Annotated in this window: 17 protein-coding genes, 2 tRNA genes and 1 rRNA gene; 2 read left to right on the forward strand and 18 right to left on the reverse strand. The window is 67.4% G+C overall.

The features are described from left to right. Positions 1-97 precede the first annotated feature (97 nt). The 3 genes from ACZ5PO_RS02230 to ACZ5PO_RS02240 form a co-directional block, all read right to left on the reverse strand. Positions 98-173: transfer RNA gene (locus ACZ5PO_RS02230), tRNA-Ala, on the reverse strand. Between the two features lie 35 nt (positions 174-208). Continuing rightward, positions 209-285, reverse strand: a tRNA-Ile gene (locus ACZ5PO_RS02235). A 175-nt stretch (positions 286-460) separates the two neighbouring features. Continuing rightward, positions 461-1,945: ribosomal RNA gene (locus ACZ5PO_RS02240) — 16S ribosomal RNA — on the reverse strand. 1,157 nt (positions 1,946-3,102) lie between these two features. Between ACZ5PO_RS02240 and ACZ5PO_RS02245 the strand changes: the two genes are divergently transcribed. Continuing rightward, on the forward strand, positions 3,103-5,211 hold the full coding sequence (locus ACZ5PO_RS02245) for a peptidoglycan DD-metalloendopeptidase family protein (RefSeq protein WP_464189817.1): 2,109 nt from the start codon (positions 3,103-3,105) through the stop codon (positions 5,209-5,211). A gap of 277 nt (positions 5,212-5,488) precedes the next feature. Continuing rightward, positions 5,489-6,400, forward strand: a complete 912-nt coding sequence (locus tag ACZ5PO_RS02250; RefSeq protein WP_464189819.1) for an AEC family transporter — start codon at positions 5,489-5,491, stop codon at positions 6,398-6,400. Between the two features lie 7 nt (positions 6,401-6,407). Here the strand turns inward: ACZ5PO_RS02250 and ygfZ are convergent, their stop codons facing one another. The 15 genes from ygfZ to ACZ5PO_RS02325 form a co-directional block, all read right to left on the reverse strand. Continuing rightward, a complete protein-coding gene (gene ygfZ, locus ACZ5PO_RS02255) occupies positions 6,408-7,313 on the reverse strand; it encodes a CAF17-like 4Fe-4S cluster assembly/insertion protein YgfZ (protein WP_464189821.1) in 906 nt (301 codons plus the stop codon). A 50-nt stretch (positions 7,314-7,363) separates the two neighbouring features. Next, positions 7,364-8,116 (reverse strand): hypothetical protein, encoded by a 753-nt coding sequence (locus ACZ5PO_RS02260; RefSeq protein ID WP_464189824.1) that lies wholly within the window; start codon positions 8,114-8,116, stop codon positions 7,364-7,366. 436 nt (positions 8,117-8,552) lie between these two features. Beyond that, a complete protein-coding gene (locus ACZ5PO_RS02265; protein WP_464189826.1) occupies positions 8,553-9,938 on the reverse strand; it encodes an aspartate aminotransferase family protein in 1,386 nt (461 codons plus the stop codon). Positions 9,939-10,034: 96 nt separating this feature from the next. Beyond that, entirely contained in the window at positions 10,035-11,723 is a 1,689-nt protein-coding gene (locus ACZ5PO_RS02270) for a hydantoinase B/oxoprolinase family protein (protein ID WP_464189828.1), read from the reverse strand. Positions 11,724-11,735: 12 nt separating this feature from the next. After that, a complete protein-coding gene (locus ACZ5PO_RS02275) occupies positions 11,736-13,754 on the reverse strand; it encodes a hydantoinase/oxoprolinase family protein (protein WP_464189830.1) in 2,019 nt (672 codons plus the stop codon). Between the two features lie 33 nt (positions 13,755-13,787). Then, the gene (locus ACZ5PO_RS02280) at positions 13,788-14,720 is read right to left on the reverse strand and encodes an aminotransferase class IV (protein ID WP_464189833.1); all 933 of its coding nucleotides are present in this window, start codon (positions 14,718-14,720) and stop codon (positions 13,788-13,790) included. Between the two features lie 8 nt (positions 14,721-14,728). Continuing rightward, a complete protein-coding gene (locus tag ACZ5PO_RS02285) occupies positions 14,729-15,859 on the reverse strand; it encodes a branched-chain amino acid ABC transporter permease (RefSeq protein ID WP_464189835.1) in 1,131 nt (376 codons plus the stop codon). Positions 15,860-15,869: 10 nt separating this feature from the next. Beyond that, positions 15,870-16,784, reverse strand: coding sequence for a branched-chain amino acid ABC transporter permease (locus tag ACZ5PO_RS02290; protein WP_464189837.1), 915 nt, complete (start codon positions 16,782-16,784; stop codon positions 15,870-15,872). Then, the gene (locus ACZ5PO_RS02295; protein WP_464189839.1) at positions 16,781-17,530 is read right to left on the reverse strand and encodes an ABC transporter ATP-binding protein; all 750 of its coding nucleotides are present in this window, start codon (positions 17,528-17,530) and stop codon (positions 16,781-16,783) included. The genes ACZ5PO_RS02290 and ACZ5PO_RS02295 overlap by 4 nt, the downstream gene beginning before the upstream one ends. Further along, positions 17,530-18,306 (reverse strand): ABC transporter ATP-binding protein, encoded by a 777-nt coding sequence (locus tag ACZ5PO_RS02300; RefSeq protein WP_464189841.1) that lies wholly within the window; start codon positions 18,304-18,306, stop codon positions 17,530-17,532. The genes ACZ5PO_RS02295 and ACZ5PO_RS02300 overlap by 1 nt, the downstream gene beginning before the upstream one ends. A gap of 31 nt (positions 18,307-18,337) precedes the next feature. Further along, positions 18,338-19,540: an ABC transporter substrate-binding protein gene (locus ACZ5PO_RS02305; RefSeq protein WP_464189843.1), complete on the reverse strand. Its 1,203-nt coding sequence runs from the start codon at positions 19,538-19,540 to the stop codon at positions 18,338-18,340. 167 nt (positions 19,541-19,707) lie between these two features. Beyond that, positions 19,708-19,902: a hypothetical protein gene (locus ACZ5PO_RS02310; RefSeq protein WP_464189845.1), complete on the reverse strand. Its 195-nt coding sequence runs from the start codon at positions 19,900-19,902 to the stop codon at positions 19,708-19,710. A gap of 65 nt (positions 19,903-19,967) precedes the next feature. After that, on the reverse strand, positions 19,968-20,687 hold the full coding sequence (locus ACZ5PO_RS02315; RefSeq protein ID WP_464189847.1) for a GntR family transcriptional regulator: 720 nt from the start codon (positions 20,685-20,687) through the stop codon (positions 19,968-19,970). A gap of 380 nt (positions 20,688-21,067) precedes the next feature. Continuing rightward, positions 21,068-23,056 carry a hydantoinase B/oxoprolinase family protein gene (locus ACZ5PO_RS02320; RefSeq protein ID WP_464189849.1) on the reverse strand — a complete coding sequence of 663 codons (1,989 nt, stop codon included), beginning with the start codon at positions 23,054-23,056 and terminating at the stop codon, positions 21,068-21,070. Positions 23,057-23,062: 6 nt separating this feature from the next. Further along, positions 23,063-25,090, reverse strand: a complete 2,028-nt coding sequence (locus ACZ5PO_RS02325; RefSeq protein ID WP_464189851.1) for a hydantoinase/oxoprolinase family protein — start codon at positions 25,088-25,090, stop codon at positions 23,063-23,065. Positions 25,091-25,201 lie beyond the last annotated feature (111 nt).

Consider the following 25,201-nt stretch of genomic DNA (forward strand, 5'->3'; position numbering starts at 1 on the left):
CGGGACATCCGGGGCTCTCACGCCCAGCGAATCTTGAAACGGATGAACAGCAGGGGAGGGGAGCGGAGTACCGTCCCTTCGATCGAACCAAAAAATCTGGTGGAGCCAGACGGGATCGAACCGACGACCTCATGCTTGCAAAGCACGCGCTCTCCCAACTGAGCTATGGCCCCTGACCGGGGTGAGCCCGAGCTGGCACGCGCATCAATGGTGGGCCTGGGAGGACTTGAACCTCCGACCTCACGCTTATCAAGCGCGCGCTCTAACCAACTGAGCTACAAGCCCGTTGCGCCGAAGCCCGCCGAGCCCCAGGGGCCCGCCGTCTCCGGCACGTGTTCATCCGAGGAAAGAGAAACGAAGACGGCGCTGCCCCGCCTATGGGGTTCTGACGAACCCCTGATGTTTCCAAGATGTCCGATACATCGGGCCAGAATGGCCGTCCGTGAAGGACAATCCTTAGAAAGGAGGTGATCCAGCCGCAGGTTCCCCTACGGCTACCTTGTTACGACTTCACCCCAGTCGCTGACCCTACCGTGGTCGCCTGCCTCCTTGCGGTTAGCGCGACGCCTTCGGGTAAAGCCAACTCCCATGGTGTGACGGGCGGTGTGTACAAGGCCCGGGAACGTATTCACCGTAGCATGCTGATCTACGATTACTAGCGATTCCACCTTCATGCACCCGAGTTGCAGAGTGCAATCCGAACTGAGACGGTTTTTTGGGATTAGCTCCAGGTCGCCCCTTCGCTGCCCACTGTCACCGCCATTGTAGCACGTGTGTAGCCCAGCCCGTAAGGGCCATGAGGACTTGACGTCATCCCCACCTTCCTCTCGGCTTATCACCGGCAGTCCCCCTAGAGTGCCCAACTGAATGATGGCAACTAAGGGCGAGGGTTGCGCTCGTTGCGGGACTTAACCCAACATCTCACGACACGAGCTGACGACAGCCATGCAGCACCTGTGTTCTCGCCAGCCGAACTGAAGGATACCGTCTCCGGTAACCATACGAGACATGTCAAGAGCTGGTAAGGTTCTGCGCGTTGCTTCGAATTAAACCACATGCTCCACCGCTTGTGCGGGCCCCCGTCAATTCCTTTGAGTTTTAATCTTGCGACCGTACTCCCCAGGCGGGATGCTTAACGCGTTAACTGCGCCACTGAACAGCAAGCTGCCCAACGGCTAGCATCCATCGTTTACGGCGTGGACTACCAGGGTATCTAATCCTGTTTGCTCCCCACGCTTTCGCGCCTCAGCGTCAGAACCGGACCAGTAAGCCGCCTTCGCCACTGGTGTTCTTGCGAATATCTACGAATTTCACCTCTACACTCGCAGTTCCACTTACCTCTTCCGGTCTCAAGACATCCAGTATCAAAGGCTATTCCGAGGTTGAGCCCCGGGCTTTCACCCCTGACTTAAATGTCCGCCTACGCGCCCTTTACGCCCAGTGATTCCGAGCAACGCTTGCCCCCTTCGTATTACCGCGGCTGCTGGCACGAAGTTAGCCGGGGCTTCTTCTGCGGGTACCGTCATTATCGTCCCCGCCGAAAGAGCTTTACAACCCTAAGGCCGTCATCACTCACGCGGCATGGCTGGATCAGGCTTGCGCCCATTGTCCAATATTCCCCACTGCTGCCTCCCGTAGGAGTCTGGGCCGTGTCTCAGTCCCAGTGTGGCTGATCATCCTCTCAGACCAGCTACTGATCGTCGCCTTGGTGAGCCATTACCTCACCAACTAGCTAATCAGACGCGGGCCGATCCTTCAGCGATAAATCTTTCCCCCGAAGGGCGTATCCGGTATTAGCTCAAGTTTCCCTGAGTTATTCCGAACCAAAGGGTACGTTCCCACGTGTTACTCACCCGTCTGCCACTCCCCCGAAGGGGCGTTCGACTTGCATGTGTTAGGCCTGCCGCCAGCGTTCGCTCTGAGCCAGGATCAAACTCTCAGATTGGATGAGAATTTGTCTCGGCTTGGTCTCTACGCGAATTGACGGAGCCTCAACATCCAATCCCCATCAACGCCTCGCGACGCCAATAAAGATCAATGTGAGCTCCGAAACGTAGTACCGCCGATATCCTTCTCGACAACCTAAACCCATGGACCCGAGGGTCATGCGCCAGGCCGTCCGCAAGGACAACGCCGTCTACGCTTCTCTTTCCGATTCAATTGTCAAACAGCCTTCATCGAACAATGCAAAAAGCACCCGCCGATGAAAAATCCCTTCACACCGAAAACAGGCCTTAGCCCCGATCCGTATCGGGCCCAGACCCTCATTCTGCGGCGGAAGAGCAAACAACCCGCGGTCAACGCAGGCCGTCGATGAGCGGTTTATAGGGCGAGCCTGCCCTTCCTGTCAACACCAAACATGTAGGATTTTTGACATTGGCTGGCAAAAACATCAAAATAACAGCCAAATCAGTCTCTTAGCCGACTACGGCGTAGCTGACGGCTGTCATCGCGCGCGGCGGCCGCCAGCGCGCAGATGGCCGCCAACCGGCTACGATGCGGCCGGGGCGCCGCCCCCCATCTGTCGCGCTGCACGCTCGCCGTCCCGCACTGCATATATATGAGTGCTGCGCATCTGCGCCCAGCGGCGCCGTTGGGCCCTGCAGGACAGTCGAAGCCCCCGGGGTGCTCCTGCCCGTCCGCCTCACTCAAGCCATGTTTGCCCATTTCACCGAAGCCACGGGCGTTGTGCGTTGCGTCCGCCCGTTCGGATGAGCTAGGCCATCCGCTCGACGCCGTCTGCCAAAGGGGGACATCGCTTTTGCGGAATGGACAGGCGGATACCGGGATTGAGGGCTCCATGCCGGGGCCTGGGCCACGGCATGGAGCGGCCGCATCCGTTCCACCGCCACGCCGGATGCGCTAACGTGTTGATTTGCGTAGACTCTCGTCGACGGGGCGAATCAGTCCCGCTGGCCAGCAGACAACGTGCTTTCAGCTCGCGCGGCCTCGCGGGCCGCGAAGGCGCTGCAACTCAAAAGCCGAGGGCATGTTGAGCGCAGAAGCCGTCCCCACGTTTGCGGAGCATGCGCTGACCCCGGACGCCGTGGCTGGAGCGCGCTTTGCCCGGGATGCGGCCTCACGGATCGAGGCTGCCGCGCCATGCTAGAGCGATCGCCGGATCTGCCTGCCGCATTCCACGCCGATCCAGCCGATCGGCTTGGCCCCCTCCCCGATCTGGGCAACGAGCCGCCACTCGATCCCAGCGGCCTGTCGACGCCGACGGCGGACCGGCGCGCGGTGAGCGTGCGCTGGCTCTCGGGCAGCATACTGACCGGCATCAGCGGCGTCCTGCTGCTGGGCGCAGCCATCTATGTCTCACTGGAGAGCGATGCTGCGATCCTGGAAGCGCCGGAGCTCGTACCGGCCTCCATGCGCCAGCAGATCGGCCTCGCCGTGGGTGACCGGCCAACCGTATCGACCCGCAAGGCCGACCGCCTCGTGCGGTTCGAGGTGGCTGCGGCCGCCAAGCAGACCTTCAAGTCGCCGATGACGCTGCGCGCCGGCGACCGTGAAGTCATCAAGGTCCGGCCGTTCGTCCGCCTCGCCACGGCCTTGTCCACGACGGTCGGCCAGTACGCGACCGACATCCCGGCGTTCAATCCGCTCAAGCTGTTTGCAGACGACACTGGCGCGCCGGAGCGCGTCGCCGAGGCGGAGCCCGATCCCGCCGACGCGGAGGTCTCCATCGTCAAGCGCGACCTCGCCGCTACGGCGATCGACAAGGCGCCGGCGCTGTCGGACGCGGAGGTCGCGGCGCAGATCGAGGAGGATCGGCGCGCGTCGGCCGAGCAGGGTGCCCAGCGGCCGGCGCTGCCCCTGCCGCCGCAGTTGCTGCTGTCGCGCAGCCTGCGCCAGCCCGGCGCGCTCGATGGCCTGCCCTATGCGGCGGCGCCGGAGAATCCGTTCTCCAAGATCGAGGTCCGCGTCGTTCCCGAGAACGTGACGGTGCTGCCCAAGGTCGATGCGACCAAGGATCCGGTCTCCGACGAGCGCACCGTGACCATGAAGCGCGGCGAGACGCTCGAGCAGGTGCTCCGCGCCGCCGGCGGCGACGACGATCAGATCCGCGCCATCCTGAAGCCGTTGTGGTCACAGGTGAAGGTCTCGGCCCTGGGCGAGGGCCAGCGGCTGCGCATCCTGGTGGCGCCGAGCCCGCTGCTCGGACCGGATCGCATCAGCCGCCGCCAGATCGTCCGGGTCATGGTGCTCGGCGAAAAGGGCATCGAGGCCATTGCGGCGCTCGACGACCGCGGCGCCTTCGTCGCCGTGGCGCCGCCCCAGAGCGACGACAAGACTGCGGCGGCGAGACCGGCAGCCGACAATGCCGACGAGGACGAGGAAGAGGACAGCTCCGCGCCGCGGCTCTACGAGAGCCTCTACGAGACCGGGCTGAAGAACAACCTGCCGGCGCCGGTGATCGACGAGCTGGTGCGGGTCTTCGCCTACGACGTGGATTTCCAGCGGCACATCGGGACGGGGGACAGCTTCGAGGTCTTCTACAGCGAGGATGAGGAAGGCTCCGGCCGCCCGGAGATCCTCTACGCCGCCCTGACCACCGGCGGCGAGCAGCGCCGGATCTACCGCTACCAGGGCGACGACGGCACCGTCGACTACTTCGACCAGGACGGCAAATCGCTCAAGAAGTTCCTGCTGCGCAAGCCGATCTCCGACGGCGAGCTGCGCTCCGGCTTCGGCATGCGCTACCACCCGATCCTGCACTATTCGAAGATGCACACCGGCGTGGACTGGGCCAACAAGATCGGCACGCCGATCCTGGCCGCCGGCAACGGCGTGGTGAGCAAGGCCGGCTGGTCCTCCGGCTATGGACGCCACACCGAGATCCAGCACGCCAACGGCTACGTCACCACCTACTCGCACCAGTCGGCGTTCGCCCGCGGCATCGCCGAAGGCGCCCGGGTGCGCCAGGGCCAGGTCATCGGCTACCTCGGCAGCTCCGGCCTGTCGACCGGGCCGCATCTCCACTACGAGGTGCTGGTCAACGGCCGCTTCGTCAATCCGATGCGCATCAAGGTGCCGCGCGGCCGTGAGCTCGACGGCCGGGCGCTTGCCGACTTCAGGCGCCAGCGCGAGCAGATCGACCAGTTGCTGACGCGGGCCGATACCCCAAGCTGGCGCAGGGCGGCTCCCCGTAGAGCATTTTCGAGCGAAGTGGACGCCGGCTCGCGTGAAGAAAATGCGATAAAATAAATAGATAGAGCATTTCCGCGCCTCTCCGAAACGCGGAAATGCTCGAGCAGCGGCCTTGCAACTCCTGCACCGGTTCGCCGCGGCGCCGGCGCACGTCGCAAGCGCGGTCATCCCCCCGATAAAATGCTCCACCTTCCTCAGTCTTGAGCGCTTCCCTTCCGGTGAGGTGATTCCGCCGAGGCGATGCGCTCGCGCTCTTTCGTTTCTCCCGGAAGCGCTTTAGCAGGAGCGGGCAATCCAACCTGCGGCCCGCTGCGGTCGTCCCGCGTCCGGGGCCATGCTCGCCATCCTCAACATCGTCTTCCCGGTCTTCGGGCTCATGCTCGTGGGCTATGTCGGCCGGCGGCTGCATCTGCTGGCCGACCGCACCGGCGATGGCCTGTCGGACTTCGTCTTCGTCATCGCCATTCCCTGCCTGATCTTCAAGACGCTCGCCACGGCGCAGATCCCGCTGTCCCAGCCCTGGGGCTACTGGATCGGCTATTTTGCCGGGGTCGCGGTGGTCTGGGCCGCAGCCCACGTCATCGCTCGCCGGCGGTTCGGCCTCGGCCACACCGAGGCCGTGGTGGCCGGCTTCTCCGCCGGCCAGTCCAACACGCTGCTGGTCGGCGTGCCCATCATCCTGAAGGCCTACGGCGATGCCGGCGCGGTGCCGCTGTTCCTGCTGCTCGCCGTGCACCTGCCGGTCACCATGACGGCGGCGACGTTGCTGGCGGAGGGCAAGGGCGCCTCGCTGGCGGCCATCGCGCGCCGGCTCGCCACCCACCCGATCCTCATCGCCATCTTTGCCGGCGCAGTGGCGAGGATGCTGCCACCGCTGCCGGCGCCGGTGTGGACCATCATCGACGAGCTGGCCGCGGCCGCCATCCCCTGCGCGCTCGTCGGCATGGGCATCGCGCTGCGCCGCTACGGCATTCCGGCCGGCCTGGCGCTGCCCGGCATCATCTCGACGCTGAAGCTCGTCGTCCACCCGCTGATCGTCTACCTGCTCACCTTCCACGTCTTCGCCATGCCGACGGCCTGGGCCGGCGTCGCCACCCTATTCGCCTGCTGCCCGTCGGGCGTGAACGCCTATCTGCTGGCCGAGCGCTGCCGGGCCGGCGTCGCGGTGGCCTCCAGCGCCATCGCGCTGTCGACGGGGCTGTCGATCGCCACCACCATCGCCTGGCTGTGGGCGCTGGGCGTCTGATCGCCGGTCAGCGCGGCAGCCAGCTCGGCCAACGAACGCTGAGCTCAGTCTCCTGGGCCCGGAGAGCGCTCTCGTGCGCGCTGGCCAGACGATCGAGACGCAGCAAAGCGAGGCCCTGGGAGCCCGACGCTGCAATCAGCGGCCCGAGCTCGGCTCCGCCGGCCGTCACAGGCGTGCCGGCGGGCGGCAGAGGCATCGTGCCGGTGACCGGCAGGACGCGCTTGCGCAATTCGCCCTTGAGCTTCATGCGAGCGGTCACCTCCTGGCCGACATAACAGCCCTTCTTGAAATCCACACCGTGGAGCAACTCGAAGTTGGCTTCGAGCGGATAGCAGAGCTCGCCGCCGATCTCGGCCGTATCGGCAATGCCGAGCGCCAGTCGATGCGCCGCATAATCTGCCGCGGTGGCGTTCGCGAAGCCAAGCCGGGCCAGCTCCGCCTCGATCGGCAGGTCTGCCGGATACATGAGCCGCGCCCCCAGGGCCGCAATCCGCGGGTCGACGAAGGCATGAGGGATCCCGGCCGATGGACCCTTGCCGGCGGCGCCCTCAACGGTGTCGAGCCCCAGCCGCGCGGCGGCGTCCGCTCCCCAGACAGCGGCCATCGCAAGAGCGGGGGACGCCTCGCCAAACTCCACGGCCGCGCGCAGCCTGAAGGCGGTCAGGCGCTTGAAGACACCCCCGACATGGGCTGTGGCCATGTCGAGGAGGAGACGGTCGCCGTCCTCCACGACGAAAACGTCGCAGAGCAGCTTGCCCTGACCTGTCAGAAAGCCTGCGTACAGGGCCCTGTCCCGGGCCAGCCGGCGCATATCGTTGGTCACCAGCCCTTGCAGAAACTTGATGCGATCGTCACCGCCGATGGCCACGACAGCGCGATCGGGCAGAGTCGCAACTTTCAAGGCTTCACCCATGCACCCCTCGTCGCGTTTGGCGTCGGCACCATCACGGGGTCGCACGGCCGCTACCCCCGGCGCGCCAGTGACCGCAGAAATCCCTGGTATTCTTCGGTCAGCTCCATGTCCACCGCGGGCGCGAGACTGAGCAGCGTGTTCGCGATGAAGGGCTGATCATTGCGAGGATCTTCCAGAACCTGGTGCAAGACTGGAACATTGTCTTCGATGTGCTGGAGGAAGGCGACGCCCTTCTCCAAGGTCTCTGTCCAACGCGCGCGAGTCCATTTTGCCAGGGGATACATGATCTCGTGTACGAAATTGGACCGGCGCGCCTTCTCGAAGAAGCGCAAACCCGTGTTCCAGTTCTCCTTGGCGCGCAGCGGCGGCGGAGGAATGTCGCCCAGCAGCATCTTCTTGCCGGCCTGACCGACGAGGTCCTCCAGCGTCACCGGCGCGTCGATCGTGGCGCGAAAATGCCACAAGCCAAACGAGCCTGGGAATTCCTTCCCCATGCTCTGCTCCAGCGCGCGCTCCACCTCGTCGACCGCCGCCTTGTCCCCCTTCATCGCCGCAGTCATGCAGAAGGCAAAGACCGCGTCATTGCCGACCGCATGCACACCGCCGTTGCGCAACTCCTGCGGCGAGAGCGTCGGGATTTGTCCATCGGCCGGAGCTCGGGCTTCTCCGGCCCGCTGCGCGCTCACGAAGGCGGTGACCTCCAGCCACCCCATCAGGTTCGCGCTGAAAGCCTCCGGGTCGACATGCACAATCGCCAGGTTCAGTGGCTCCTTGCGCCGTCTGAGTTCCGTCAGATCCGTCATGACTTCTCCGCCGATCGCCCTCGTCTTGTCGGCTTTCGTTCAAGCCGTGCCGCATCTCCGACACGAGGACGTGCCGAAGCAAAGGATCGGGGATGTCTCAGCAATTCGAGTGCCGAGGCCGAGCGCGGAGGCTGGAACGCCTGTTGCCGAGCGCCCGGCCATGGCTGCGCAGTCTGATCGCGTGGTTCTACTCGGAGCTGAAGGCCTGTCGGCGCGATCCCATACCCGGCGCAGAGCCGCCTTGCGCGCTCGCTTCGATCGGATCGTCCAGCGCCGAACCGGCTTCGTCGCCCCCAGCGGCGCTGGTTAGGCCTGAGAGGCTGCTCGACGCGTTCGGCCGAAAGCGCGCGCGGCCGGGTGGCATCACCCGACCGCGAAGTGCTTCTGATTCAAGAGCTCGGAGCGTCCGCCGCTCCGGGCGGCGAGCCGACGTCTCTCACACGGCGGGCATACCAGCTGCCACCCAGGCCTGCGTGTCCGTGAGCGCGCGGCTGAAGCGCGCCAGCACCTCGTCGAGCTGTGCCTCGGTGATGATCAGGGGCGGACAGAAGGCGATGGTGTCGGCAATGGCGCGCACGATCAGGCCGTGCTCCTGCGCCCGCTCGAACAAATAGAGCCCGACCTTGCCCGGCGGATCGAACTTGGCCTTCGTCGCCTTGTCCGCCACCAGTTCCACCGCCCCGATCAGGCCGATGCCGCGCACCTCCCCCACCAGCGGATGCTCGGCGAAGCTGGCGAGCCCGGCCTGCAGGCGCGCCCCCACCTTGGCGGCGTTGGCCACCAGGCCGCGCTCCTCGATGATGGCCAGGTTCTCCAGTCCCACCGCGGTCGCCACCGGATGGCCGCTGGCGGTGAAGCCGTGGCCGAAATTGCCCAGCCGCTCGGTCTGGTCGGCGATCGCCTGGTACATGGCGTCGCTGAACAGCACGGCCGCCAGCGGCTGGTAGGATGAGGTGATCTGCTTGGAGAGGACCAGGACATCGGGCTTGATGTCGAAGGTCTCGCAGGCGAACAGGGTGCCGAGGCGGCCGAAGCCGTTGATCACCTCGTCGACGACGACGAGCACGTCGTGCCGGCGGCAGACCTCCTGCACCTTCTCCCAGTAGGTCCGCGGCGGCACCAGGACGCCGCCCGCCCCCATCACCGGCTCGCCGATGAAGGCAGCGACGGTATCGGGTCCCTCGGCCAGGATGGTGGCCTCGAGCTCCGCCGCCAGCCGGTCGGCAAAGGCCTCCTCGCTCTCGCCGGCTTCCGCGTAACGGTAGTGGTGCGGGCAGGTGACGTGCCGAACGAAGGGCAGCGGCAGGTCGAAGCCGCGCTGGTTGACCTGGAGCCCGGTGAGGCTGCCGGCCACCACGGTGATGCCGTGATAGCCGCCGTTGCGGGCGATGAACTTCTTCTTCTGCGGCCGGTCGAGGGCGTTGTTGTAGTACCAGACCAGCTTCACCACCGTGTCGTTGGCCTCGGAGCCGGAGTTGGTGAAGAAGACATGGTCGAGGCCGTCAGGCGACATCTTCACCAGCTTCTCGGCCAGCTCGATCGATGGCTCGTGCGACTTGTGCGAGAAGGTGTGATAGTAGGGCAGACGGGCCATCTGCCGCGCCGCGGCATCGACCAGCCGCTGCTCGCCGAAGCCGACGGCGACGCTCCACAGCCCGGCCAGCGCCTCGATGTATTCGCGCCCCTGGTCGTCGTAGACATAGACGCCCGAGCCGCGGTCGATGACCATCGGCCCGATGCGCTCGTGCCGGCGCGCGTTGGTGTAGGGATGGAACTGGTAGGCCACGTCGCGCGCGTGCAGCGAATTCGGCAGGATCGTCACGATCAGACTCCTGATTACGATGAGCTTGAAAGGCGTGCGGACGGCCGTGGCAGTGTCGCTGCCCGGCGCGTCAGCACGCCATACGGCACCTGATGGCTATTTGGCGGCGTAGGCGGTCCGGGCCTGCTCCTCCGTGATGAATCCGTCAAGCAGATCGTCCTTCACCATGGCCGGATCGCGCGCTTCGGGCGGCCCCCAGCCGCCGCCGGCCGGAGAGGAAATCTTGATGCGGTCGCCCGGGCTGATCGGCACGTTGGCGAACTTGCTCGGCGAGACCTTGTTGAAGGCCTGGGTGATGGTCAGCCATTCGTCGCTGCCGGCCCGCTTGATGAAGAGCTCGGCCTTGGCCCCGTCGTGGCCGCCGTGGATGCCCCAGGGGTGCACCTTCTGGCGGTCGCTCATGTAGCTGAAGGTCATCGGCGTGTCGGTGCAGCGCACCGTCTTCGACAGGGCGAGCCCGCCGCGGAAGGTGCCCGGTCCGCCGGAGCCGTCCACCAGCTTGAACTCCTCCACGTGCCAGGGGTAGCGGTACTCGAAGACTTCGACCGGGATGTGCGGGCAATTGCCGTTGATGCCGCCGACCGCGTCGTTGCCGTCGGCGAAGCTGCGGCCGCCCCAGCCGACCGGTGTCAGGTCGTAGCAGCAGAAGAACTCGCCGGTCTTGGTGTCGCTGCCGCCGAACAGGAAGTTGGAGTGCGTGGCGCCGTCGGTGGCGGCGGAGCGCTCCTTCAGGCCCGGCGCCAGGGCGCCCATGACCACGTTGGCGATGCGGCAATGGGTCTCCGTGTTGCCGCCGACCGAGGGCCCGGGAAAGTTGACGTTGACGACCGTGCCGGGCGGCGCCAGCACGCGGATGGGCCGGAAGCAGCCGGAGTTCTTCGGGATGCTCTGGTCCGTCAGCTGCAGGACGGCGTTGTAGGCAGCCCCGTGGGCCACGCCCAGGGTGCCGTTGATCGGCCCCTTCGCCTGCGCCGAGGAGCCATGGTAGTCGACGATCAGATCGCTGCCGCTGACCGTCACCTCGGCGCAGATCGTGAACATCTTGTCCTCGATGCCGTCGTCCTCCATGCAGTCGTCGAAGAGGTAGCGCCCGTCGGGGATCTTCTCGATCTCGGCGCGCATGCGCCGCTCCGAATAATCCATCAGCGCGGTGACATGCTCGCGGAAGGCGGCGACGCCGTATTTGCGGGCGAGGTCGGCCATGCGCCGCTCGCCCAAATCGGTGGCGGCGATGAGGGCGCGGAAATCGCCGTAGTTGTAGCGGGGGGTACGCACGTTGGCGAGCATCAGCCGCCAGATGTCGTCGACGTCCTTGCCGGCCTTCTTGATCTTCACCGGCGGCACGCGGAGCCCCTCGTGGAAGACCTCCGTCGCCTCGCCGGCGAAGCCCGCCGGCGCCATGCCGCCGACCTCGCAGACATGGCCGATGGCCACCGAGAAGCCGATGAGCTCACCGTCGACGAACACCGGCTTGAAGAAGGTGTGCTCCGGCGTGTGCAGGCCGCCGCGGTAGGGATCGTTGTGGAGGATGACGTCGCCCTCCTCCAGGTCATCGAGCGCGATCTCCTGCACGCACGAGCGCAGGAGCAGCGGCAGGCCGCCGATCATCGAGGGGCAGAAGTCGCCGGTGGCGACGAGCTCACCGGTGGGCAGCGCCAGGCCGCAGGTGAAGTCCAGCGATTCCGAGAAGATCGTCGAATAGGACGTGCGCATCAGCGTGACGCCCATGTCGCGGCAGATGGAGACCAGGATGCCGCCGACGATGTTGAGGGACACCATGTCCATGATGCGTCTCCTTCAGGCTGCGATCAGCAGGTTGCCGTAGCGATCGACCGTCAGCGACTTGCCGGGGTCGAGCACCGTCACCGAGGCGTTCTCCTCGACCAGCGCCGGGCCGGCGATGGTGTGCCCGGCGCGGAGGCTGTCGCGGCCGTAGACCGGAGTATCCAGCCAGCCGCCGCCGAACCAGACGGGACGCCGCGAGAGCGGCTCGGCCGGCCCTTCGGCCTCGGCGATGACGGGGAACTCCAGGCTCCCGGTGTGGGCGACGCCCGTCACCAGGAAGTTGACGATCTCCATGTGGTCGGCCAGGCGGAAGCCGAAGCGCGCCTCATGCAGGGCGTGGAAGGTCTCGAGCAGCGTCGCGATCTCGTCGTCGGTAAAGGCCTCGGCCGTCACCGGGATCTCCAGCTCGTAGTTCTGGCCGAGGTAGCGCATCTCGACGCTGCGGCTGATGGTGACGTCGTGGTGGCCCTGGCCGGCGAGGTCCGCCCGGCACTCGGCCACGAGCTCCGCCATCACGGCAGCCGCACGCTCTCGGTCGAAGAAGCGCGAGTTGAGCTGCACCGTGCGGTAGCGGTCGACGCGGGCGTCGGCCATGGTGAAGCCGAAGGCGGAGAACTGTCCGGGGAAGTTGGGCACCAGGCCCCTGGGGATCGACGCCTCGGTCATCAGGTCGCTGACATGAGGCGGTCCCGCCCCGCCGAAGGCGACGAGCACGAAATCACGCGGGTCGAGCCCCTGCTCGGTGAGCACGGTGTGCAGCGCGCCCACCATGTTGTTGTTGGCGATGCGCACGATGGCGAGCGCCGCCTGCTCCACCGAATAGCCGAGCGACGCCGCAATCGGCTCGACGGCCCGCCGCGCCGCCTCGGCATCGAGGCCCATGGAGCCGCCGAGGAAGTTGCTGGCGCTGATGCGGCCCAGCACCACGTTGGCGTCGGTGACGGTGGGCAGCGTGCCGCCGCGCTGGTAGCAGGCGGGGCCGGGATTGGCGCCGGCGCTCTCCGGCCCGACCACCAGCATGCCGCCTGAATCGATGCGGGCGATGGAACCGCCGCCCGCGCCGATGGTGCGGATGTCGATCATCGGGATCTGGATCGGGCGTCCCCACTCGATCTCGAAGTCGGTGGTGAACTTCTCCTTGCCATTGACCACTGTGGACACATCGGTCGACGTGCCGCCCATATCGAGCGTCACCAGATTGGGCAGGCCCAGAAGCTCGGCCGTGCGCTTGGCGGCAATGACGCCGCCGGTCGGGCCGGAGACGGCGATCTGGATCGGCGCCTCGACAGCGGCCGGCAGGCTCATCTCGCCGCCGTTGGAGCGCATGACGACGACCTGCGCCTTGACCCCGTTCTCCGCAAGCTGCCGCTGCATCGAGCCGAGCTGCCTGTCGACGATCGGCTTGATGAAGGCGTCGCAAATGGTGGTGGAGGAGCGGAAGTGCTCCTTCCACTTGGGCAGCACCTCGTAGGAGATCGACACCGGCACGCCGGGCAGGCGCTCCCTGAAGATCGCCTTGATCCGCTGCTCGTGCACGGGCGTCAGGTAGGAGTGCAGCAGCACCACCGCGACGGCCTCGATCTTGCCCTCCGCGGCGAACCTGTCGGCCAGCGCCTCGATCTGCGCCTCGTCGAGGGGCTGGATGACGGCACCGGACGACCCCACGCGCTCGTCCACCTCGACAGCGTCGCGCCGCATGACGAACGGCTTCGGCTTGACCCAGGCGAGATCGTAGTGGTGGCGGCGGTTGCCACGACCGATGAACGGCACGTCGCGGAAGCCGCGGGTGGTCACGTAGGCGACGCGGGCGCCCTTGCCTTCCAGCAGCGCGTTGGTCGCGACCGTGGTGCCGAGGCGGATGCCGGACGTGTCGTCCAGGCCGGCGAAAGCGCGCAGGCCCGTCATGATGCCCTGGATCGGATCGTGCGGCGTGGACAGATTCTTCCACGCCGACAGCACCCGGTTGCTTTCATCGTAGGCGACGAAGTCGGTGAAGGTGCCGCCGATGTCGATGCCCAGTCTGTAACCCATGGTCGTTCTCTCCCGTGGCAGTGGGGCCCGATCTCACGCGGCCGAGGCTGCGGCCGCGCCATAGTCGACGGCGGTCGCGTGCCAGCCATGCGCACGGCGGACCCAGAAGGCCTCGTGCACGCGCTGCGAGATCGGTCCGGGGCGGTCGTTGCCCATGATGCGGCCGTCGATGCGCGAGGCCGGCATGACGCCGCCCGCCGTGGTCGACAGGAAGATTTCGTCGGCCTCGCGCAGCTCCGCCACCGGCACCGGCCGCACGTCGATGGGCAGGCCGAGATCCTGGCAGAGCTCGATCACCGAGCGCCGGGTGATGCCCTCCAGCACGCCGGCGTCGGGAGTGGCGATGCGGCCGTCGGTGACGACGAAGATGTTGAAGCCGGGCCCCTCGGTCACCGTGCCGTCCTCCGCGAGCAGCACGCAGAAGTCGGCGCCACGGTCGTGCGCCTCGAACTGGCCGCGGGTGAGGTCCGCCCAATGGAAGTTCTTGGCGCGCGGGTCGACGGAGCAGGCCGGGATACGGATGGTCTCGGCGACGACCAGGTGGGCGCCGCGTGCCATCACCTCCGGCTTCAGCAGCGAGATCCACGGCACGGCGAAGGCCGCGATGTAGTTGCGCGCATAGGCCGGGTGATAGGGCATGCCCGCCGGCGGGCGCCCGCGCAGGCAATCCATGGCGACGTAGGCGTCGCGCAGTCCCGCCAGTGCCACGCAGCGATTGAGGATCGCCTTGATGTCCGCGTCGCTCTCCTTGGGCTTGAAGCGGAACGCGTCCATGGAGGCGCGGAAGCGGCTGACGTGGTCGTCGAGCCGGAAGAACGCGCCCTGCCAGACGCCGACCACGTCGTAGGTGACGTCGGAGCGGCGATAGCCCCAGTCGGTGATGGGGATCGCAGCCTCGGCAACCGGCATGTAGCGGCCGTCGACGTAGGCGGCGCCGGCGGCATAGGGGGACGGGGCTTCGGTCATGATTGTCCTCATACGGCGGCCTTGCGCTCGTCGGCGATCGCCAGCGCCGCCGGCGGTGCGGCGGGCGCGCTGGGGGCCGGCGCGACGGGCGAGGCGGCGGACGGGGCGGGTGCCGACGCAGCGGCCATGGGCGCGCCGGCGATGGGGGCGAGCTCGCGCCCGCGGCTCAGGCCGTTGGGCCGAAAGATCAGGATCAGGGCCATGACGATGCCGAGCCCGATCTCCTGGCTGCCGGTCGGCAGCGCCAGGCTCGCGCCGCCGACCGGCACACCGCGCTCGAGCAGGCGCAGGATCTCGACGACGGCGGTGACGGCGACGACGCCGGTGACGGCGCCGGTGAGGCTCGCCATGCCGCCGACCACCAGCATGGCGATGGTGATGAAGGAGAGGTTCAGATAGAACGGGTCGACGGTCAGGATGCCGAGGAACTGCGCGTAGAGGCCGCCTCCGACGCCGACCAGCGCGGCGCTCACCACGAAGGCGACGAGCCGCATGCGCACGATCTTCACCGCCGAGGCGCGGGCGGCGACCTCGTCGTCGCGCGAGGCGCGCAGCATCAGCCCGAAGCGCGAGATCTGAAACAGGTAGGCGACGAGGATCGCCAGCGCCGCGAAGGCGTAGGCGGTCCACGGCCCCACCACCGTCGGAATGCCGATGATGGAGGAGACGCCGGCCGTCACCGAATCCCAGTTGGAATAGACGCTGTTGACGATGATCAGGAAGGCGAAGGTGGCGATCGAGGCCGCCGTGCCCGACAGGCGCATGATGGCGAGGCCGAACAGCAGCGCCACCGCCATCGCCAGCAGCAGTGACCCGCCCGTCGCCACCAGGAACGGATACTGATGCTCCTGCAGGAACGACGGCAGGCCGGCGAGCATGATCTGCTTGAACGACGGCTCGGCCGTGGCCCAGGCGGCGGCGTAGGCGCCGATGCACATGAAGCCGATGTGGCCGAACGAGATGATGCCCGAATTGCCGATGAAGACGTAGAGGCCCACCACGACGATGACGCGGATGAACATCTCCGTCAGCGTCACCTGCAGCGCTTCGTTGCTGCTCAGCGCGGTCGCGGCGGCGATGAGCGCCAGCAGGATGGCGAGCAGCACCGGCGTCTGATGGCGAATGAGGAAGCGGCCCATGCGGTCTACCTCAGACCCGCTCGAAGGTGCTGCGCGCCGGCACCAGGCCCGCGGGCCGCACCAGCAGCATGAGAATGACGAAGGCGAAGGCGAAGGCGTCGCGGAAGGCACGCAGCTCCGGCGGCAGGTAGGCCTGCAGCATGGTGACGATGAGGCCGATGGTGAAGCCGCCGACCACGGCGCCGACCAGGCTGCCCATACCGCCGACCACCACGGCGACGAAGGCGAACAGCGCCAGCGGCACGCCCATGGTGTGGCTGAGGGAGCCGGACTGGGTGGTGTAGAGCAGCGACACCACCCCGGCCAGGATGCCGCTGATGGCGAAGGCGATGCCGATCACCACATTGCCGCGCACGCCCAGGTACTGGGCCATGCGGAAATCCTCCGCCGCGGCGCGCATCTGCACGCCGTAGGGGGTGCGCTTGAGGAACAGCGTGAGCGCGGTCATCAGCACCAGCGTCACCCCGAGCGTGATGAGCTGCAGCATGGGCACCCGGAGCTCGCCGATGAACACCTGGGTGTTGGCGCCGCTCCACAGGTCCACCGCCTTGGGACGCGAGCCGTAGGCCATCAGCACGCCGTTCTGGATGATGTAGCTCACCGCGAAGGAAGCGATCATCAGCGTCGGCGAGGAGGCGCGCCGCAGCGGCCGGAACACCAGCGCGTCGGCGAGCAAGGCGATGATGACGACGATGAGGCAGATCATCGGGATCATCACCGGCCAGGGCCAGCCACCGATCAGCAGCCGCGCCGTCACGTCGGCCGACGGCACGATCAGCGCATAGGCGCCGATGGTGATGAAGTCGCCGTGAGCGAAGTTGATCAGCCGCAGGATGCCGAACAGCAGGCCGACGCCCAGCGCCACCAGGGCGTAGATGCTGCCCAGGGCGATGGCGTCGATGAGGTTTTGCAGGAATTGGATCATGCGTGGGCGTCCAGGCGGGCGGCGGCTTCGCCGAAGCCGAAATAGGCGTGGCGGATGGCTTCACCGTCCTGAAGGTCGGCGGCACGGCCCTCGAGCTGCACCCGCCCGCTGCGCAGCACGTAGATGCGGTCGGCGTGCTTGAGGATGCGGTTGGAGCTCTGCTCGTTGATCAGCAGCGTCAGCTCGGCCCGCGTCCTCAGGTCGAGCAGGATCTCGTAGATCTGGTCGATGATCCGCGGCGCGAGCCCCAGCGACGGCTCGTCGACGAGAAGCAGGCGCGGCCGGGTCATCACGGCGCGAGCCACCGCCAGCATCTGCTGCTCGCCGCCGGAGAGGCGGCCCGCCGGGTAGCGCAGCCGCTCGGCCAGCCGCGGGAACAGCGTCAGCAGCCGCTCCATGTCCGCCTTGGCGGCGGCACGGTCGCCCTGGATGTAGCCGCCGATGCGCAGGTTTTCCTCGACCGTCAGGGTGCCGAAGATGTGGCGGCCCTCCGGCACCAGCGACAGGCCGAGGCGGGCGACCTGCTCGGGCCTGAGGCCGAGGACGCTCTGTCCGCCGACGCGGACATCGCCGGCATGGGGCGTGACCCCGCCGGCGATGGCGGCGAGCGTCGTCGACTTGCCGGCGCCGTTGGGGCCGATGATGCAGACGACCTCGCCCTCGGCCACCGTGAGCGAGACGTCGCGCAGCGCCACGAGGTCGCCGTAGCGCACGTGGATGCCGTCGACCTCGACCAGCGCGCCCATCACGCCTCCATGCCCAGATAGGCGGCCAGCACCGCCTCGTGCCGCTGGATCTCGTCGGGCGTGCCCTCGGCGATGGTGCGCCCGCCGTCGAGGACATGGATGCGCTGGCTGATGCCCATCACCACCCGCATGTTGTGCTCGATCAGCAGGACGCCGCAGGTGAAGGTGCGCGGGATCGAGGCGACCAGCTCCATCAGGTCCTCGCACTCCGCGTCCGACATGCCGGCGGCCGGCTCGTCGAGCAGGATGAAGGCCGGCGAGAGCACCAGCGCCCGGGCGATGCCGAGGCGCCGCTGATCCGTGTAGGCGAGCGCGCCGGCATGCAGCGCCGCCTTGTCGGCCAGGCCGATCCAGCCGAGCATCGCCTTGGCGTGCTCGCGCGCCGCCCGCAGGCTAGCGCCCAGCCCCGTGGCCGTGACCTCCACGTTCTCCGTGACGGTCATGTCCTTGAACAGGCGCCCGGCCTGGAAGGTGCGGGCGACGCCCTGCTCGCGGAAGCGCGAGGCCGACCAGCCGGCGGTGTCGTCGCCGCCGAGGATGATGCGCCCCTCGGTCGGCCGCTGGAAGCCGGTGAGGCAGTTGACCAGCGTGGTCTTGCCCGCCCCGTTCGGCCCGATCAGGCCGAACACCTCGTGACGCTGCACCTTGAGACTCACGTCGGAGATCGCCGCCAGCCCCTGGAAGCGCACCACGAGCTTGTCCGCGGCGAGCTCCGAGGCGTTGGTCAGGCCGCGGTCCACGCCCGGCGCCGCCGGTTCGACGTAGGGCTCGATCATCGCGCTGGTCCGACCAATGGCCCGCGAAGCCTCACTTCTTGAGCCTGTAGAGGACCGAGTCGGGGATGGTGTCCTTGATCTGCCACTCCTCGACCGGCGTCTCCTTGTCGTCCGCGTAGGAGACGACGAACATCGGCATGCCGATCTGGATGTGCAGCTTGGGCGTGAAGGTGCGCGGCCCCAGCACTGTCGCGGCCTTGTCGTCCTTGTTGAGCAGCGCCACGACCTTGGCCGCCTCGGTGGTGCCCGCCGTCGTCACCGCCTTCGACCACAGGTCGAGGAAGGCGTAGATCGGGTAGGCGTACTGCGTGGTCGGCGGCTTGCCGTACTTCTTGGCGTAGGCGGCCGTGATCTCGTTCACCGCCGGGCGGGGATCATTCACCGTGAGCGCCTGCACCGGCAGATAGAAATCCTTGAGGCCGGGCGTCGAGTTCAGCCAGTAGGTGCCGTCCATGGCAGTGCCGGCCATGATCGGCAGGTTGATGCCGGCGGCGCGCAGCTGGCGCACCGAGCTCGCGGCGCCCGGGTTGGTCGAGCAGAGCATGATGTTGTCGACGCCGCCGGTGCGGATGGCATCGCTGAGGCGGGTGATCTGCGAGCTGATGGTCGGATCGAGACCCTTGAAGGTGTCCTGTCCGACGATCTTGCCACCCTTCTTGGGGAAGGCCCATTCGTAGCCGGCACAGATCGACTTGTTGTACTCGATCGTCTCGTCGACCAGCATGTAGCCCTTGCGGAAGCCCTTCTTGTCGTAGCCCCACTCGCCCATGACGGCGCCCTCGAGCTGGGCGGCATTGTTGGCGGTGAAGGAGAGCGGGCCGACGCCGATGACGCCGGCCTTCGGGTCGGAGGCGCCGAGGAAGACGGAAATGAGGTTGGCCTTCTGGGCCTGGAGCGCCGCCGGCGCACCGTAGTCGTAGTCGGCCGAGACCAGCAGCAGGTTGGCGCCCTGGTCGATGAGCTGCTTGCCAGCCTTGGCGCCCTCGACGCGGTCGGTCTTGGTGTCGGCGGTGATGACCTTGATCTGCTTGCCGAGCACGCCGCCCTTGGCGTTGGTCTGCTCGATCCACAGTTGCGCCATCTTGGCGGCTTCGCCGTCGTAGGCTTCCATCCAGCCGGAAAAGGCGACGGCCATGCCGATGGTGATGCCGTCGTCGGCAGCGGCGGCGCTCCGGGGGGCTGCGACGGCGACGGCCCCGCACAGCAACGCGCTCATCAGAAGTTTTGTTTTCAAGTTACCCTCCAGCCTGATGCAGCAGCGCGACATCGCGATCTGCGGATGAACGGTCCGGCGACGGCTTCCGGACACGAGCTCCCTGCACGCGGGCGCGATCATGCGCGCCCGTCGCCGTCAGCTTTCAGCAAAATCAAAGCGCGGTCGGCTGCGACCAGCTCAAGCCATCAGGGCGTCGGCTGGGTCTGCCGCCGCTTCTCGCGCTCTTTTTCCCACGCGACACACCACGCGGAACAGTAGATCTTTCCGGCTTCGACAACCGTGCCAGAATCGACGTTCGCGGGCTTATCGTAAAGCAAAATCCCGCAGTTCGGGCACTTGTTGTAGCTTTCGATGTACATTCGATTCTGGGCAAACTTCATGTACACCCCCAAATTATTGACGGTTACTTCAGTGCCGACGGCCCGCCATCAGCGTGTCAGCGTGATCAATGCCCGGCCGCCACGGCGCGCGTGGCCTGTCCCGACCGCGCCGGGCCGGTCTTGTCATAGATGTCGAGAACGCGGACCCACGTGGCCTTGAGGTGGTGCTCGAGCGCGGCCACGGAGCGCGCCGCATCGCCCGTCACCAACGCCTCCACGAGCGGCACGTGCGCGAGCGCCGCTTCCATCGGCGTCTCATGGTCGAGATCGACATAGGCCACCAGCATCTGCACCTCCGTGTCGATGCCCTCGTGCGCCCTGAGCGTCTGGCGGTTCTGCGACAGCTCGCAGATCCGCCGGTGCAGCGCGATGTCGGCCTGGCGCAGCTCGGTGAGCTGCTCCCTTTCCGCCGCCACGATCATGCGGTCGACGATGCGACGCAATTCATCGTGGTCGGCCGGACGCATCAGCGGCAGGGCCTGCTGAATGGCGAAGGACTCCACGCAGATGCGGAACGAGAACACGTCGTTGACGTCCTGCGGCGTGAAGGCACGCATGAAGTGGCCGCGCCGCGGCGAGGCGACGAGAAAGCCGCGCTGCGCCAGGCCCGAGATGGCCTCGCGGATGGGATTGCGGCTAATGCCGAGAGTGCGTGCAAGCTCCGCCTCGTTGATCCGGTCGCCGGGCCTGAGCCGGCCCGAGGTCAGCCCCTCCAGAAGCAGGTTGCGCACCTGATCGGACAGACTGGGCGTCTCGACCAGCCGCGGCACCGCAACCTGTTCCACCGAAAGACTCATCGATCGTACGCGTTCCGCAGCTCTCCGAACCCGTACCCGACGCGGTCGCGCGGCCCGACGGCTGCGGAATATCAAATTGCAGACTGTGGACAGATTAGGCAATGGGGCCCTTGAGTCAACGTCACCCGTGAGCAAATGCTGAGCATGCCCATGCCCAAGGCATGGGCGAAAACCGCTCGATTTCTCAAGCCGTTGGCCAGCCACATGGCCGCGTCCGGGCGACGCCTGACGGAAGCGGCCCGGCGGGACCCGTGCAGCATGCAAGGCATCCCCCGCTTCCCGCCCCATCCAACGACACGGGGAGGCCTGCCGCAAAAGAGACCTCGCCCGTGGCCGAGGCTGGTCGGCGCCGAGGAGCGGCTGCCCGATCATTGGGCGGCGATCTCCACGTCCGGCGTCGCGGCGGCCCACTTCGCCGCCGAGCGCAGCCGGAACATGTCGCGGAACTGGTCCGTCGTCTTCGGCAGCAGCGTGCCGGTGTCCCAATCGAGAATGACGGCGTAGCGGCGGACGACGTCGAGCTTGTCGATCGCGCCGGCCCGATAGCCGGCCGCCACCTCCTCGGGATCGGTCGCGAGCCATCGGCCGCGCTCGGCCCGGATCAGGTCACGCGCGGCCCTGGTGGCCGCCTCGTCGACCGCATAGTCGCAGATCTCGGCGTCGATCACGCGGATGACGACACCGTAGTCCCTCTCGGCGCGCTCCACCGAGACGTAGTCGTCCATAACATCCTCGAGCACCAGCGCCGGATCGCGCTCCAGCGGATCGCCGAAGCCGCCGCCGCCGGCGGTCGGCCGGGTGAAGACGTCGCCGGGGCCGATCGGCACGTCGGAGAAGACGGAGCCGAGCCACTCCTCCTTTTCGGCGCCGGCGCGCCTGATGGCGAGGCCATGGGGCATGGACGGCAAGCCGCCCTCGATGCCCCACACCACCGCCCGCTCGCGGTCGCAGATGTAGGAGATGACGGTCTTTTCCGCCTCGAGCATCACCGACGTCTTGAGCACGCCGGCACCGCCGCGCCATTTGCCCGGCCCGGCGGAATCCGTGAGGATCTCGTACTGCGTGGTCAGGATCGGATTGGCCCGCTCCTGCCCTTCCACCGGCTGCGACATCAGGCCGGTGCCGAAGCAGGCGGTGGTGACGTTGCAGCCGTCCTTGCCGTTGCGCCCGCCCCAGCCGCCGGGCAGCCAGTCGTAGAACATGAAGATCGGCTTGCTCGCCCGGCGCCCGTCGAGGCCGCCGGTGAGCAGGTATTCGAGGTTGAAGGCGCAGGCGATGGCCCGCTCCGGCATGATCTTCGACCACATCTCGTAGATGGCGTTCATGATCTTCTCGAACGGCATCAGGAAGCCGGTGACGGCGACCGGCCATTTGGCGTCGACGATCGACCCCTCCGGCGCGATGATCTCGAAGGCGCGGTAGAAGCCGGAGTTGAGCGGCAGGTCGGGGAAGAAGGTCTTCATGCCGGCGGCGACCGCCGAGAAGGTGGCGCCGAAGGCCGAGTTGTAGATCGAGCCGATGGTCGGGTGGCTGCCGGTGAAATCGTAGATCGCCTTGTCGCCCTTGATGGTGAGCTTGACCTTGATGGGGATCAGCCCCTCCCCGCTCGCCGGGTCGCGATCGATGAAGTCCTGGGTCTCCCACACCCCGTCGGGGATGGCGGCGAGGCGCTGGCGCACCGCCCGCTCGACGTAGTCCTGCACCGCGGCGAGCCCGGTCTCCACCGTGTCGCGGCCGTACTTGTCGACCAGCCGCAGGATCTCGCGCTCGCACACCTGCGTCGCCTCGGCCTGGGCCTGGATGTCGCCGATGATCGAGGCGGGATCGCGGGTGTTGGCGGCGAGCAGATGCGCCACGTCCTTGCAGAGCTTGCCCTTCGAGAACAGGCGGATCGGCGTGATGCGCAGCCCCTCGCGGAACATCTCGCGCGCTGCCACGTCGAACGAGCCCGGCACGCTGCCGCCCACGTCCGACCAGTGGCCGTTCGACTGGCTGAAGGCGATGATCTTGCCGTCGGCGAAGATCGGCCGGATCAGCCGCACGTCGCAGAAGTGGGTGCCGCCGGCGTAGGGGTCGTTGATGGCGTACACGTCGCCCGGATGCATGTCGCCGTCGAAGGCGCGCATCACGTCCTTGCAGGTGAAATGCAGGGTGCCGACGTGGACCGCGATGTCCTGGTTGCCCTGCGCCGCCGAGTTGCCCTCGGCATCGTGCAGGGCGCTGGAGAAGTCGCGGTTGTAGATGACGAAGGAATAGCAGGTCCTGAGGATCTGCTCGCCCATCTGGTCGACGCTGGTGATGAAGGAGTTCTTCAGCACCTCGAAGGTCACGGGATCGAGGGGGAGCGGCTCGGCCATCGCGGATCAATCCCTCACGCGGATGATGATGTTGAGATATTGGTCGACCTCGGCCCGGGTGCCGGGCGGGATCAGCACGGTGGAATCGAGCTGCTCGATGACCGCCGGGCCGGCGAGCACGAGGCCTGCCGGCAGGTCGGAGCGCTCGTAGACCGGGGTTTCGACCGCGGCCTCCCCATCGAACCAGACGGGGCGCCGGCTCACGGGCGCGGGTGTCTCGCCCGTCGCCTCGTGCACGGCGAGCTCCGCCTTGGGCACGACGCCGACCGCCTTCAGGTTGAGGCGGAACAGGCTGACCGGCGCGTCGTCGCGGCGGAAGTTGTATTCACGCTCGTGGTTCTGGTGGAACGCCTCGGTCAGCTCGGCGATCGAGGCGATCGGGCTCGGCGCGGTGACGGCGAGCGAGCGCCACTGGCCCTGGTACATCATGTCGATGGAGCGCTGCAGGATGGTGTCCGCCGGCTCGACGCCCTCGTGCGCCAGGCGCTCGAGCGCCTCCGTCTCCAGCCGCCCGAAGGCGGCCTCGATGGCGGCGGGATCGGCATCGGCGGCCTCGACCAGATAGCTTTCCGAGAAGTCGTGCTGGACGTCGACGAGCAGGCAGCCGAGCGCCGAGGTCACGCCCGGATTGGGCGGCACGATGACGGCGGGAATCGCCAGCTCGCGGGCGACGTCGACCCCATGCAGAGCACCGGCGCCGCCGAAGGCGACCAGGGCAAAGTCGCGCGGGTCGTAGCCGCGGCTGATCGAGATCAGCCGCACCGCATCCGACATGTTGGCGTTGGCGACGCGGATGATGGCATCGGCCGCCGCGTGCGGCTCCAGGCCGAAGGGCTTGGCCACGCCCTCCTCCACCGCCTCCATGGCGAGCTTGGGGTCGAGCATGATCTTGCCGCCGGCGAGGCTGGTGCCGAGGCGGCCGAGCACCACGTTGGCATCGGTGTTGGTGGGCTGGCGGTTGCCGTTGCCGTAGCAGGCGGGCCCCGGGCTGGCGCCGGCCGACTGCGGCCCGTTGCGCAGCGAGCCCGCCTCGTCGGTCCACGCCAGCGAGCCGCCGCCGGCGCCGATGGTCAGCACCTCGATGGAGGAGAAACGGATCGGATAGCCGAACTCGACGTACCAGTCCTTGGTGACCCGCGACTGGCCGTCGTAGGCCAGCGACACGTCGGTGGAGGTGCCGCCCATGTCGAGGCCGATCGAGTTGCGGAAGCCGCACAGCATGGCGATGTGCCGGCTGGCGATGGCACCGGCGGCGATGCCGGACCCGGCCAGGCGCGCGGCGAAATCCTTGACGCTGGCGGGGGTCATCACGCCGCCGCCGGTGTGCAGCAGCAGCAGGTCGCGCGTGTAGCCCTCCTGCTTCAGGCGCTCACCCAGACGCGACGTGTAGGACACGACGACCGGGCTCAACGCCGCATTGGCGACGGTGGTCGAGAAGCGCTCGTGCTCGAAGATCTCGGGCAGCACCTCCGAGGAGATCGAGACCGGAACGCCCGGCATCTCCTCCTGGAGGATCGCCTTCATGCGCCGCTCGTTGGCGCCGCTCATGTAGGCGTTCATGAAGCAGACGGCGACCGCCGCCACCTGGCGACGCTTGAGGATGCGGGCGACCTCGCGCGCGTCGGCTTCGTCGAGCGGCGTCACCACCGCCCCCTGGGCGTCGACGCGCTCGGTGACCACGAGGCGGTCGCGCCGCGGCACGTAGGGGCGTACCACGTCCTTGTAGGTATCCCAGAGCTCCTCCTTGTTGGCGCGCCGGATCTCGATGACGTCGCGGAAGCCGCGGGTCGAGACCATGCCGGTGCGGGGCAGGCGCCGGGTGATCAGCGCGTTGGTGGCGACGGTGGTGCCGTGCGAGAAGAGCGCCACCTCGCCCAGATCGATGGCCGCCTTGTCGAGGCCCGCCATGACGCCGTCGATCGGGTCCGCCGACGAGGCGGTCTTCTCGATGCGGATGAGGCCCGTCGCCTCGTCCATGATGCAGATGTCGGTGAAGGTGCCGCCGACATCCACTGCAACGCGCAGGTTCTGCAAGGCATCAGTCTCCTGTCCGTGCCCGGCTCGCGGGCAGAGCTCCGCCGCCCGCCCGCGCGGGTGGCCTCGATCGTCGGGTCGGCAGTGCCGGCTCTCAGCCCGCCGGCGTCC

Source organism: Chelatococcus sp. KU-N122, assembly GCF_055391085.1.